12 protein-coding genes are annotated in these 13,241 nt (G+C 57.5%); 7 read left to right on the top strand and 5 right to left on the bottom strand.

What is annotated here, in order from left to right; all coding sequences use genetic code 11:
* Positions 1–28 precede the first annotated feature (28 nt).
* The gene (gene miaA / locus ACYVIS_RS08165) at positions 29–964 is read right to left on the bottom strand and encodes a tRNA (adenosine(37)-N6)-dimethylallyltransferase MiaA (protein WP_232744120.1); all 936 of its coding nucleotides are present in this window, start codon (positions 962–964) and stop codon (positions 29–31) included.
* Positions 961–2,835 carry a DNA mismatch repair endonuclease MutL gene (gene mutL, locus ACYVIS_RS08160; protein ID WP_232744119.1) on the bottom strand — a complete coding sequence of 625 codons (1,875 nt, stop codon included), beginning with the start codon at positions 2,833–2,835 and terminating at the stop codon, positions 961–963. Before mutL ends, miaA begins: the two co-directional genes overlap by 4 nt.
* 164 nt (positions 2,836–2,999) lie before the next feature.
* Between mutL and ACYVIS_RS08155 the strand changes: the two genes are divergently transcribed.
* Entirely contained in the window at positions 3,000–3,632 is a 633-nt protein-coding gene (locus tag ACYVIS_RS08155) for a VTT domain-containing protein (RefSeq protein WP_232744610.1), read from the top strand.
* Between the two features lie 193 nt (positions 3,633–3,825).
* Here the strand turns inward: ACYVIS_RS08155 and ACYVIS_RS08150 are convergent, their stop codons facing one another.
* From ACYVIS_RS08150 to ACYVIS_RS08140, 3 genes are read right to left on the bottom strand one after another with little or no spacing between them, the layout of a single operon-like run.
* Complete coding sequence (locus ACYVIS_RS08150) at positions 3,826–5,187, bottom strand: N-acetylmuramoyl-L-alanine amidase (RefSeq protein ID WP_232744118.1); 1,362 nt, start codon at positions 5,185–5,187, stop codon at positions 3,826–3,828.
* Entirely contained in the window at positions 5,118–5,672 is a 555-nt protein-coding gene (gene tsaE, locus ACYVIS_RS08145; RefSeq protein WP_232744117.1) for a tRNA (adenosine(37)-N6)-threonylcarbamoyltransferase complex ATPase subunit type 1 TsaE, read from the bottom strand. The genes ACYVIS_RS08150 and tsaE overlap by 70 nt, the downstream gene beginning before the upstream one ends.
* A 16-nt stretch (positions 5,673–5,688) precedes the next feature.
* On the bottom strand, positions 5,689–6,585 hold the full coding sequence (locus ACYVIS_RS08140; RefSeq protein WP_232744116.1) for an AEC family transporter: 897 nt from the start codon (positions 6,583–6,585) through the stop codon (positions 5,689–5,691).
* Between the two features lie 151 nt (positions 6,586–6,736).
* On the opposite strand from ACYVIS_RS08140, the gene ACYVIS_RS08135 reads away from it, so the two are divergent.
* The 6 genes from ACYVIS_RS08135 to ACYVIS_RS08110 all read left to right on the top strand — a co-directional run bounded on the left by ACYVIS_RS08135 (position 6,737) and on the right by ACYVIS_RS08110 (position 13,232).
* Complete coding sequence (locus tag ACYVIS_RS08135) at positions 6,737–7,726, top strand: tripartite tricarboxylate transporter substrate binding protein BugE (RefSeq protein ID WP_232744115.1); 990 nt, start codon at positions 6,737–6,739, stop codon at positions 7,724–7,726.
* An 899-nt stretch (positions 7,727–8,625) separates the two neighbouring features.
* Positions 8,626–9,393 (top strand): GntR family transcriptional regulator, encoded by a 768-nt coding sequence (locus ACYVIS_RS08130; protein WP_232744109.1) that lies wholly within the window; start codon positions 8,626–8,628, stop codon positions 9,391–9,393.
* Positions 9,386–10,153 carry an SDR family NAD(P)-dependent oxidoreductase gene (locus ACYVIS_RS08125; protein ID WP_460873723.1) on the top strand — a complete coding sequence of 256 codons (768 nt, stop codon included), beginning with the start codon at positions 9,386–9,388 and terminating at the stop codon, positions 10,151–10,153. The genes ACYVIS_RS08130 and ACYVIS_RS08125 overlap by 8 nt, the downstream gene beginning before the upstream one ends.
* Before the next feature lie 78 nt (positions 10,154–10,231).
* Positions 10,232–11,164 (top strand): beta-keto acid cleavage family enzyme, encoded by a 933-nt coding sequence (locus ACYVIS_RS08120; RefSeq protein WP_460873722.1) that lies wholly within the window; start codon positions 10,232–10,234, stop codon positions 11,162–11,164.
* Positions 11,165–11,215: 51 nt separating this feature from the next.
* Positions 11,216–12,115, top strand: coding sequence for a TauD/TfdA dioxygenase family protein (locus ACYVIS_RS08115; protein ID WP_460873721.1), 900 nt, complete (start codon positions 11,216–11,218; stop codon positions 12,113–12,115).
* Between the two features lie 130 nt (positions 12,116–12,245).
* Positions 12,246–13,232: a Bug family tripartite tricarboxylate transporter substrate binding protein gene (locus ACYVIS_RS08110; protein ID WP_232744105.1), complete on the top strand. Its 987-nt coding sequence runs from the start codon at positions 12,246–12,248 to the stop codon at positions 13,230–13,232.
* The last annotated feature ends 9 nt before the right edge of the window (positions 13,233–13,241 follow it).

Raw genomic sequence — 13,241 nt, 5'->3', positions numbered from 1 at the left:
GAAGCGCCGCTGCAAGAAGGCAGGGGCGTCAGGGCTCCCATATGCGCGCTATCGCCGCAAGCGCCAAGTCTGCCGCATTGGGGGCGAGGCAGTCGATGACATGGCGCTCGGGCTGAGCCCTCAACCAGGTAAGCTGCCGCTTGGCCAATTGCCGGGTTGCGGCGATAGCCTGTTCCACAGCCGATTCCAGATCGATCTTCCCGTCCAGATAATCCCAGAGTTGCCGGTATCCCACGCAACGCACCGAAGGCAGGCCTGTATGCAGGTCGGGCCGGCGGTGCAGCGCCTGAACTTCGTCGAGCAAGCCACGGCTGAGCATTTCCCGGTAGCGCAGGGCGATGCGTGCATGTAGCGCGAGCCGGTCGGAGGGTTCAAGGCTGATGGTCAGGTAATCGTAGGGGCTGTCGGACCGGCCGGATTCCGCGGCGAGCAGCGCTGACATGGTTTGGCCCGTGATCCGGTAGATTTCTATGGCGCGCTGTACGCGCTGGCTGTCGTTGGGTGCCAGCCGGGCGGCGGTGGCCGGGTCGAATTCGCCGAGCCGGGCGTGCAGTGCGGGCCATCCCGCCTGCCGTGCCTCGGCATCGATGGCGGCGCGGATATCCGCATCGGCCTCGGGCAAGTCATTCAGGCCCTCCCGCAAAGCCTTGTAGTACAGCATGGTGCCGCCGCACAGCAGGGGAATGCGGCCGCGCCGCAGGATTTCTTCAATCAGCTCAAGGGCATCGCGCCTGAACTCGGCGGCCGAATAGGTTTCGGCCGGATCGCGGATATCCAGCAAATGCTGCGGCACACGCTCTCGTTCGGCCTGTGAGGGCTTCGCGGTGCCGATGTCCATACCGCGATAAATCGTGGCCGAATCGACGTTGATGATTTCGACTGGCCAGCGCGCCGCCAGCGCCAGGGTGGTGGCGCTTTTGCCGGCCGCAGTGGGGCCCGCCAGGCAAATGACGGGGACGTTCATTGACCGCGCATGAAGAGTTTGTCGAGTTCACCCAGTTGCCATTGAACCCAGGTGGGCCGCCCGTGATTGCATTGATCGGCGCGTTCGGTCTGCTCCATTTTGCGCAGCAGGGCATTCATCTCTTCGATCGATAGGCGGCGATTGGCGCGCACCGAGCCATGGCAGGCCATGGTGGACAGCAGCTCGTTGCGTTGCTCGGTAAGGCGTGGCGAGCTGCCTACGTTGGCCAGGTCGCGAATCACGCCTCGCGCCAGGGATTCGATGTCGCCGTGCGCGAGCAGGGCGGGAACCGCCCGAACGGCCAGGGTGGTCGGGCCGGCGGGCCGAACCACGAGCCCCAGTTGGCTCAGGGTCGATTCATATTCTTCAAGCAGGCCTATTTCCTTTTCGGTGGCGTTGAACACTACCGGCACCAGCAGCTCTTGCCGGGGCAGTGTGTGCGTGTCCATGGCCTGTTTAAGCTGTTCGTAGACGACACGCTCGTGGGCGGCGTGCATATCGACCAGCACCAGCCCATGGCGGTTCTGGGCCAGAATGTAGATGCCGTGCAATTGGCCCAATGCCATGCCGAGGGGGAACTCGTCGTGCTCGGTGGCCATTTCGGGGCTCGAAGCGGTGCCTGCGGTTTCAGCCAGTGGCCGATAGAGAGCGTGCCAGCCTGTTCCGGGGTTTGCCGCGGCTTCATGCAGGTTCATGGAGGTTTGCCTCAAAGGGGGCATGTAGCCGGAAGGCCTGGTACCCCAGGCTCCGGGCGCCGGTGAAGTCGTTCCGGCCGGCGCTTGCGCGGCCGGACTTGCGCCCGGTGCATTGCCGCCGGACGTCGGGCGCTGCCAGTCGGTTTCCGTGTTGCCGGAGGCCCCGTTTGGGAGAACTGCGCTTTGCCCTCCGACCAGGGCGAGGGTCTGGCTCAGTGCCTGGGCGACAAAGCGGTGTATGGCGCCGCTGTCGCGAAAGCGCACTTCGTGTTTGGCTGGATGCACGTTCACGTCCACGGTAGCGGGGTCCAGCGTGAGGAACAATACATAAGCGGCCTGCCGGTCGCCGTGCAGGACATCGCTATAGGCCTGGCGAACGGCATGCGAGACAGTGCGGTCTTTGACGTAGCGCCCGTTCACATAAAGGTACTGCCGATCGGCACGGGCCCGGGCATAGGTGGGACGCGTAATCATTCCATGCAGTGCGATCAGGCCGTGTTCGATGCTTACATCGAGTCCCTGGTCAAAAAAATCGGTGCCCAGCACATCCCGGATGCGCTGCAATCTATTGGTGGCGCGCCAATGCCGTTGTGCCTTGTCGTTGTGGAACAGGCGAAAACTGATTTGGGGATGAGCCAGGGCGATGCGTTCCAGTGCGTCGACGCAGTGGCCGTATTCCGTGGCTTCGGCGCGCAGGAATTTTCGGCGGGCGGGCACTTCATCGAACAGTTGCCGTATTTCGACCGTGGTCCCCAACGGGCCTGAAGCGGGGACGGGCGCGTGTGCGCCATTTGGCAGTTGCCAGGCGTGATCGGCTTCGGCGGTACGCGAGGTAAGGGTCAGTTGCGCTACCGAGGCTATGGAGGCCAGGGCTTCACCACGAAAACCCATGGAGGCCACGGACTCGAGTTCAGCCAGGGTGTGGATTTTGCTGGTGGCGTGGCGCGTCAGCGCCAGGGCCAGTTCCGCATGGGGAATTCCCGATCCGTCGTCGGTGACGGCCACGCGGCGTATGCCGCCTCCCTCGAGACGTATATCGATCGCGCGGGCTCCGGCGTCGATTGCGTTTTCCAGGATTTCTTTCAGTACCGATGCCGGGCGCTCTATCACTTCGCCCGCGGCGATCTGGCTGATCAATAGATCGGGAAGCGTTGTTATGGCGCGGCGTTCAGGCATCAGGACTTCCATGTAAACAGAGCCAGGCGCTCCGTTGGTCAAAGAGGCCAGCCGTACTCGGCGGGACTCGCTGGAGCAATTTTAGCCTCTTCGACGCGGCGTTTGTCTTGCCTGCCAGGCGAGTGGGCTATATTGCGGTATTGCATTTATTTGGTAGCGTGGATATGCCTGATTTCCTGAACATGATTCTCCATATTGATCAATTCCTTGGAGCATGGGTAACCCAGTACGGCCCGTGGATTTACCTGGTCTTGTTTTTAATCATTTTTGGGGAAACCGGGCTGGTGGTTTTACCTTTTTTACCCGGTGATTCGCTGTTATTCATTGCCGGAGCCTTTGGCGCTTCGGGGCTGATCGATCCGGTTCTGCTGGCTGCCTTGCTGATGCTGGCCGCGGTGTTGGGCAATACGGTCAACTATGCCGTAGGCCGCTACATAGGACCGCGTGTATTTTCAAGCAATTTCAGATTCCTGGACCAGAATGCATTGATCAAGACTCATCAGTTTTACGAGAGGCATGGCGGGAAAACCATCGTCCTGTCGCGATTCCTGCCGGTGGTTCGCACATTCGCCCCCTTCGTGGCGGGCGTGGGCAGCATGAATTTCGTGCGTTTTCAGCTGTTCAATATTTCGGGCGCGGTGCTTTGGGTGGCGGGCCTGGTAACGCTGGGATACTTCTTTGGCAATGTGCCCATCATCAAGGAGCACTTGAATACCATTGTGATCATCGGTGTGGCGGCGGCGATTGTGCCTGTTGCCCTGGGCGCCTTGTGGAAGGTCTTCAAAAGAAAGGCTTAACCTGGCGTGGCGGCGGCATGGCAATGGCCGCCGTGAAGTTCCGAAAGCGCTCTGGCCGGGCTCATGTTTCAAGGTCGCGCCCTGGCCATGAAAACACCCCAGAAACCAGAACAACTGTCCGGTTTCTGGGGTGTTTTCATGAGGCGGGGGTTTTTAAGGTAATGTCTGTTTTTATGGTGTTGTGCCGCCGGATTCACGCTCTCCGGTTCAATGGCGGGTTGGAGGCAAAATAATCGTTGACGCCGCTGAGTATTGCGCGAGCGATACGATCCTGGTGTGCGGGACTACGCAATAGACGCTCCTCTTCGGGGTTGCTGATAAAAGCGGTTTCGACCAGTATCGATGGGATGTCGGGGGCTTTGAGTACCGCAAAGCCGGCGCGCTCCACGTGGTCCTTGTGCAGGCGGTTGAATTTCCCCAGCTCGGCCAGCACTCGATTGCCGACGTGCATGGCGTCGTTGATTTGCGCGCCTGTGGACAAATCGAGCAGCACCTGCGCGACTTGCTTGTTGTGCGACCCCAGGTTCACGCCGCCTATCAGGTCGGCATCGTTCTCACGTTGCGCCATCCAGCGCGCGGCGGCGCTGGTGGCGCCGTGCTGCGACAGGGCAAATACCGACGATCCGCGTGCGCTGGGTTTGATCCAGGCATCGGCATGGATGGAAATAAACAGATCGGCCTTGACGCGGCGTGATTTCTGCACACGAACATGCAGGGGGACAAAGTAGTCGTTGTCGCGCGTCAGGTAGGCCCGCATATTGGGCTGGGCATCGATCAGCGTTTTGAGGCGCCGCGCAATGCGCAGCACAATATCTTTTTCGTGCGTGCCCGCGCGTCCGGTGGCTCCCGGATCTTCCCCGCCATGCCCGGGGTCGAGCGCAATCAGAAGCGGGCGGTCATTGTCCGGCCGGCTGGCAATGGCGGGAGGCAGTGCGCCGGGTTTCTTTTTGGCCACTTCCGGCGGCAATTGCTGACCTTGAACCGACGGAATAGGGGCTTGGTCGGGCGAGTTTTGAGCCAGGTTTTCAAGCACCTCCGCCAGGGGGTCCTTATCGCCGCCGTTGTCCATGATGGCCATCAAGGGATCCTGGGCCACCTTGGGGTACAGGTCGAGGACCAGGCGGAACTTGTATTCACCCACGGGTTTGAGTGTAAAGACCTGGGGTGCGATAGCCTGCTTCAGGTCGAATACAAGGCGGATCACATCGGGACGGTTTTGAGCGACGCGTACCGAGGAAATATAGGGATCGTTGGGCCGTACCTTGGAAACCAGGTCGTTGATCGCGCGGCTCATCGACAAACCCTGTATATCGACCACCAGCCGATTGGGGTTTTCGAGCGTGAAATGCTCGGCCTTGAGCTCGGTGTCCATTTCCAGCGTGACACGGGTGTATTCGTCGGCGGGCCAGGTGCGTACGGCCAGGATGGTTCCCGCCATGGCCAGGCTTGGAATCACGGGCAGTACGAGCAGTGTGGCGGCGGTCGCTATGAGGCGGCGCCGGGATTGTCCTTTTTGGGAGATCCCGACGGGAGAAGGGCGAGTGTAGTCAGCCATAATTGTCCTCTGTTGCTATATGCGGTCAGACGGGCTGATCGGCCGATTTCTGCGTAGCCGAGGCTGATTTCAAGGTCGGGAGGAGGTAATAACGCGCCTGCTTGCTCTGGCCACTCGATCAACACTACAGCTTCTTTTTGCAAAATATCCCGAAACCCGGCGTCTATCCATTCGCGTGAATCTCTAAATCTATAGAAATCAAGATGATAGAAGTATAAGTTAAAAAGTTTATAGGTTTCAAGTAGCGCGTAGCTCGGACTCTTTATTCTGCCGGTGATTCCAGCCGCTTGTAACAGGGCTCGTGCGAAGCTGGTTTTGCCTGTGCCCAGGTCTCCTTGAAGATGGATGCGGCCGCCCCGATGCTCGGGCCCCAGCGTTTCATCTGTGCCGCACAACAGAGGTGCAAATCGCTTGGCCAGTGCTATTGTGGCTTCTTCATCTTCCAAATACAGTTCAACTGTACTGATTGCATGGTTATCGTGCACGATGGGTATGCCTGTTTCAAAGAGAGCCGATCATCAGCCAAAAGGGAATGGTCAAGGCCGACAGGAGGGTTCCCAGCGACATGATTCCGGCGACCAGTCGCCCGTTTCCGCCCATCCTGGCTGCCAAAACGTGCGCCGAAGAGGCTGTTGGAAGAGCACCAAATAACAACAGTATTTGTCGTTCCGCGGGAGGCATATGCAGCACCCAGCCAATAAAAATGGCCGCTATCGGCGTCAGCAGCAGGCGTACGGCGACCATCCAGCCGATCAGTTTCTCCTGGCCCCGGCCGCTGGACAGCGAAAGCGTAGCGCCGACACACATGAGCCCGACCGCAATCGCGCATGCGCCCAGTCTGCCCAGGGTGACGTCTATCGGCTTGGGAATGGGTACGCCCAGCATATTGGCCAGCAGCCCCAGGACGGTGGCAATGATGAATGGGTTGCGAAGAATTTCCTTGAATACCTTGCCGCCATTTTGCCGTGCCAGGGCATGGACCGCAGCCATATTGCTGAACGGCACGGCAATCCCGACGATGACCGCCATAGTGGTCTGGCCTGCTGCGCCGCCCAGGCCGCCCGCCAGCGAAAGCCCTATGAAGGTGTTGAAACGAAAGGCGCACTGCGTGGCCGACGCGTGCGCGACGGGATCGGGGCGCAGCAGCGGAACAGCAAGCCAGGCCATGGCTACGCCAAAGGCCATCACGCTTATCGTGGCCTGGAATAGCAGAGAGGCGCTGCCCAGGCTGAGGGGCGTCTGTGTGATGGAATGGAATAGCAAAGCTGGGAAAAGTACGAAGTAAACAAGCTTTTCGGCATTCTGGAAGAATTCACGCGAGAAATTCAGCTTGTGAAGCAGGGTCCAGCCCAGCGCAATAAGCAGGAAATCGGGCAGTACAAGCGGGATAACGGACATTGAAAGTGGCGTATCTGATGGGTTCTTAGGGTAATTGCGGCGTATCAATATGCATCAATGATGGTATCCTGCTGCCTTTGCTGCCGGGCGCAAGGCAAGAATTTTAACTGCTCGGCAGAATTATAAATATCTACCTTTAGGAGAGCGTTTAATGACTTTGTATTCCTCGAAATTCGCGGCTTTGGCTATCGTAGCCGGATGCGCCTCGGCATTTGCCGCCCCATCCGTCCATGCCGCTGGTTTCCCCGAACACTCCATACGAGTCATCGTGCCCTTTGCTCCCGGCGGCTCAACCGACATCGTCGCACGAATCGTGTCGCAACGCATGAGCCAGGTGCTGGGCCAACCCATGGTGGTAGAAAACAAGGGCGGCGCGGGCGGCGCAATTGGCGCGACCGAAGCCGCGCGTGCCAAACCCGACGGATACACGCTGTCGATCGCCACCGTGTCGACCATGGCGGTCAACCCTGCCTGCCGTCCCAAGGACCTTACCTACAATCCGCTTACCGACTTCCTGCCCGTCACCAATTTTGCCAATGTGCCGAACGTGATCGAAGTCAATCCGAAATTCCCGGCACAAAACTTCAAGGACTTTGTTGCCGTCCTGAAGAAGAACCCAGGCAAATATTCCTTCGGCAGCTCGGGTACATGCGGTGTTCTGCACCTGTTCGGCGAGGCCTTCAAGATGGCTACCGGTACTGACATCGTTCACGTTCCATACAAAGGTTCGGGCCCGGCTGTAACCGATGCCGTCGGCGGCCAGATCGAAATCCTGTTCGACAACATGCCTTCTTCCATGCCGCAAATCCAGGCAGGCCATTTGCGTGCCCTGGCCGTGGCGTGGCCTGAGCGCCTTACTGCGCTCAAAGATGTGCCGACATTGGCCGAATTGGGCTACCCCCAGTTGAATCAGCCAGCCTGGTACGGCTTGCTGGCTCCCAAGGGAACTCCGGTGGAAATCATCAATAAATTGCATGATGCCGCGGTCGTTGCCCTGAAAGACCCCAAAGTCATCGATGCTCTTGAAAAGCAGGGTGCAAAACCCTCGGGCAATACTCCCGCCGAGTTCGCCAAGGAAATCAAAGAGCAATACGATTGGGCCAAAGGTGTGGTCACCAAAGGCCATATCAGCATGAAGTAACACCTGTGCTGCCTGCGGGCCTTGCAAGATCCGGCGTTTTGGCGCCGATTTCGAGGTCCGGTTTTCAGGCTGCCGACAAGCCCCGCTGGTTTCTTGCCGCGGGGCTTGTTTTTGATGGTCTGTTTGGCACCAGCCCAAGACAGCATGCGCTTCTTGCTATACTTCCGCTTTGCATACGTCTCCATAGTTAAATGGATATAACTTTCCCCTCCTGAAATTTTGGGCACCTGGCAGCGAAAGGGCCAGCGTGAATGCGCTTAACGTCGGTGAACCCCCTGTGCAAACGAGGCAATACCGAGCGAAGCCTGCCATGCAGGAACGTGTAGAGACTCGACAGGCGCAACCTGCGGCCAAGGCCATGGTTAAGATAGAGTCCAGACCACAAACCAGACGGGCGATGAAAATCGTAGTGGTATGAAGGGAAGATTGCAGGTTCGATTCCTGCTGGAGACGCCAGATATCGATGTACAGACATCTGCAACCCTATACGAAACCCGCATGCTTATTGGCATGGCGGGTTTTTTATTGTCTGTGATCGTCTGTTTGAATGGGTAGTCGGTGCTGGCATTTAGACGGTACTTTTGGCGGTATCTTCATATAACAGCCGCTAATAGCCTGTCTGTGTGATGGATGTGATCTGAATTTTGTTATAACAATAAAAATCGTTTTTACATGACATTATTTACGATATTTTCTGGATAATGAAATAATTTTTTGGGTTTTTCACAATTATTGTGATACCAATTTAATTTTTAATTATCTAAAATCTTCCTAAATACCCTTAAATTAGAATTTAATTTTTAAATTAATATATTTTTGAAATAAAAATGCATTAAAAGGCCTTGTTTTTGGTCTTTTAGTTCTGTTAGTATTGTTATAACAAAATAAATGGAATTCCTTTGAAGCCCGACTCCAATCCCGTATTTGATCGCAGTCCAGTACTTGGCAGACTGAGCATTACCGAGGGCAACAACACAGAACATGCTCCTGAGTCTCCTGCGCTCGACCGCGAAGGCAATCTCGAAGATGCCGCATACGAGAACATGCGCGAGGCGCTGATGGAAGGTCGCTTTAAGCCCGGCCAGACCTTCACTATTCGTGGCCTCGCTCAAGTATTCGGCACCAGCGTAATGCCGGTGCGAGACGCTTTGAAACGGCTCGTCGCCGAGCGTGCCCTGACACTGCTGCCGAATCGTTCCGTCATCCTGCCGCTGATGTCGCGCGAACGCTTTCAAGAGATTTTGCAGATTAGGCTCAGTCTCGAAACCATGATCACCGAGCGAGCCGCGTTGCTTATCGGCCCCGACATCATCGAAGCCATGGCTCGCGATCACGAAGACATGTGCCGCGCGGCAGCTTCTGGCGAAAAAGAGCTATACCTCTCCGCTAATCGCCGTTTCCACTTCCGTCTCTATGAATCGGCCAAAAGCCTGGTCATGCTGCCTTTCATCGAGAGCCTGTGGATGCAGATCGGCCCATATCTCAACCAGATATTCAAACCTGGCGAGCGCAGCATCGATATCGCCGACCACCACCATACCGACGTGCTGCGCGCACTGCGGCGCCGCGATGGCGCCGCAGCTGCCCAGGCCATATGGCATGACCTATCCGATGCCGCTGATTCGATTCTCGTCACCAACTTGTTTTCTGAGGATTTGCATGGCTAACATTAAGCCCGAAGGCCGGGTCGCCCTGGTAACCGGAGCCGCGCGCGGAATCGGCGCCGCCACGGCCGTGGCATTGGCTCGGCGCGGTATAGCATCTGTGCTCGCTGTGCGAAAACCCGAAGCGGCTCATGGCACCGCCGACGCCGTCGGAAAATTCGGCATTGCATGCCGGGTCGAAACCTGCGATGTAGCCGACCATGCCTCAGTCAAGCGCTGCATCGCCAGCACGCTTGAGGCCTGGGGTAGGCTCGACATAGTCATCAACAACGCAGGCCAGGTCGAACCTCAGGCGCCACTGGCGCAGACCGACCCCGCCGAATGGGAACAGGCCATTTCGGTCAATCTTGTCGGCCCGTATAACGTCATTCACGCCGCACTGCCCGAATTGCTCCGACGTCAGGGCACCATCGTGAATATTTCGACCGGCGCGGCGCACGCACCCCGCGACGGATGGTCAGCCTACTGCAGTGCGAAAGCCGGGCTTTATATGCTGAGCCGCTCGTTGCTCAATGAATATGGCAAACAGGGCCTTTCGGTCTACAGCCTACAACCGGGGCTGGTCGATACCGAAATGCAAGTGCGCATCCGCAACGTGGGTATCAACGAAATCAGCCGCGTGCCGCGGGAAAAGCTGGCGCCGCCGGAGTTGTCGGCCGGTGTGATCGCGTGGCTTGCCGCGACCTCCCCGCACGACCTGATGGGCAGCGACCTGTCAACTGGCGACTCGACGCTGCTCGAACGCGCTTGTGTCGCGGGCTGACTGAGGCATCGAATCTCCAACTATCGTCAATTTCCCTCACGACAATCTCTTCTGCCGGCAACCTATACAGGACATTTCATGGCTAAAAGACGCAAAGTCATCATCAGTTGCGCCGTCACCGGTTCGATCAATACACCTTCGATGTCGCCCCATCTACCAGTGACCCCGGAGGAAATCGCAGCGGCATCCGTTGGGGCCGCTGCCGCCGGCGCCGCTATCATCCATTTGCATGCGCGTGATCCCATCGACGGGCATCCGGTCCAGGAGCCGGAAATGTTTATGCGCTTCCTGCCAATCATACGCGAGTCGTGCGACGCAGTGGTCAACATCACCACCGGCGGCGCGCCGACAATGACTGTTGAGGAAAGACTGCAGCCCGCTTTGCAGTTGAAACCCGAAGTGGCATCGCTGAACATGGGCTCGATGAATTTCGGCCTGTATGAGGTTCTCGATCGCTACAAGACCTTCAAGCATGATTGGGAACGCCCATATCTGGCCGATAGCGATGATCGCGTCTTCAAAAATACCTTCAGAGATATCGCCTATGTGCTCCAGTCATGCAGCGGCAACGGAACTCGTTTCGAGTTTGAATGCTACGACATCAGCCATCTTTATACGGTCGCGCATTTTCTCGACCGCGGACTGATCAACGGGCCGCTGTTCATCCAATCGGTGTTCGGCATACGCGGCGGCATCGGTCCGCATCCGGAAGATGTGCTGCACATGAAGCGCACTGCGGACCGTCTGTTTGGCGATGAGCTGGTCTGGTCGGTGCTGGGGGCCGGACGCAACCAGATGTTCGTCGCCGCGCAGTCAGCTGTCATGGGGGGCAATGTGCGGGTCGGTCTGGAGGATAGCTTGTGGCTCGGACCTGGCACGCTGGCACAAAGCAATGCCGAACAGGTCTCCAAAATCAGGCGCATCCTGGAAGAACTTGGCCTGTCTATCGCTACGCCCGAAGAGGCACGCGACATGCTGGAACTGAAAGGCGCCAGCCATGTCGCCTTTTGATTGGCCCAACTTTCGGGCCCACCCAACTCACGTAGAAAACGAGGTGTTTTGATGAGCAATAGCAACGTGGCCGACCGCGTCGGCGTCGACAAGATCACCACCTATATCGGTGCCGAAATCTCTGGTGTCGATCTATCCAAGCCGCTCGATGACCCAACCTTCCAGGCCATCCATAATGCGCTAATGGACAATCTGGTCATTTTTTTCCGGGACCAGGTGATGGCTCCGGAACAGCAAAAGGCATTCGGCCGTAGATTCGGCGAACTGCATATCCACCCGGGCGCACCCATTTTGCATGAGGAAGAAGAGGGCCGGCCACGCCTAGGCGAACTGACCCATATTCCCTATGCATATGGCATAGAAGGGCACCCCGAGGTGCTTGCCATCTATGCCGATGAGAACTCCAAGCGCATCGCGGGCGAGGAATGGCATTCCGACGTTTCCTGCGAAGCCGAGCCGCCGATGGGAAGCATCTTGCGTCTTACCCAGGTACCGCCTAGCGGAGGCGACACACTGTTCTCCAGTATGTATGCCGCCTACGATGCGCTGTCCGAGCGTATGAAGGATTTCCTTGGCGGACTTACGGCCTCGCACGATGGCGCAACTTATGGCAAGAATTTCGAAAACCGGGCGGGTAAAACGCATCCGCACGCCGAGCATCCCATCGTTCGCACACATCCCGTGACGGGACGCAAGGCCTTGTTCGTGAACCGAACTTTCACCACACGCATCGTTGAGTTGAACAATGCGGAAAGTGACGCCTTGCTGCAGATGCTGTTCCGCCATTGCGAAAACCCGGTATTCCAGTGCCGTTTCCGCTGGAGACCGAATTCGGTCGCATTCTGGGATAACCGCTGCGCCATGCACAACGCCATGTGGGACTACTACCCGAACCGTCGCCATGGTTATCGCGTGACCATTCAGGGGGATCGCCCGTTCTACAGAGCGTAGAAGATAGAACAGTACAAGGTGCGCACCCTATGGTCAATCCATGTGCCACGGCTGGATTGGAATGCAAGCCACTACTAGTAAAGGTCTGCGCTCGAGACGGGCTTGGTGGCTATAAAAAAGGAGATAAGGCATGAAGAAATCGTTATTCTGTTCCATCGCCACCGCAGCCATAATTGGCGGTGCTTTTGTTCCAGCACACGCCGAAAGCGCCTATCCCGTCAGGCCAATTCGCCTCCTTGTCGGATTTGCGGCGGGCGGTCCGACAGACGTCATAGCCCGAGTCCTGGCCAAGGATATGTCAGTAACCTTGAAACAAAACATTTATGTTGAAAACAAGGTGGGCGCAACGGGCATGATTGCGATCCGGGAGGTAAAAAATGCCGCTCCAGACGGCTACACACTGCTTTTTTCAGCTCCCGGGCTGAATGTCGATCCACTCATCATGGGCAAGAAAGCAGGGTTCGACCCGAAGACTGATTTTGCTCCAATTTCCAATGCCGCCACGCTGCCTATGGTGATAATCAATGCGTATAGTTCGCCGATCAAGACTCTACCGGAGCTGCTCGAGCAAGCGCGCACGAAACCGGGGACAGTCAGTTTTGGCTCTTCAGGCATAGGCGGCCCCGGGCATCTTGCGGGCGAATTGCTTGCCACGCGGGCCAAAGTCAAAATGATGCATGTGCCGTTCAAAGGCAATGGGCCCGCATTATTGGAAGTAATGGCTGGACGGGTGGATTTCATCTTCTACCCGATGCTCGGCATTCCCAGCAATGTTGCCGCCAAGCGTATCAAGATCCTGGCGGTCGGTACCCCAAAAAGGCTTCCTCAGTTCCCCGATGTGCCGACGATGTCGGAAGCGGGCTTTCCTGGTTTTGAGGAAACCGCGCCATGGGTCGGCATGCTCGCTCCGGCCCACACTCCTCCGGCCATTATCAATCGTCTGAACGAGGCCATGGTGAAGGCGCTGGCCAAACCAGATGTGAAGGCGCAGCTGGAAAATCTGGGCGCTGTGATCGTGGGAGATACACCGGCCGAATTCGCTTCCTACCTCAAGCGCGACTATAGCCGTTGGGAAAGCGTCATCAAGGCGGCGGCAATCAAGCCAGAAGACCACTGAGCCCACCTT

It is taken from the genome of Paralcaligenes ginsengisoli (assembly GCF_054781135.1).
This window is presented reverse-complemented; position numbering and strand designations above follow the sequence as displayed.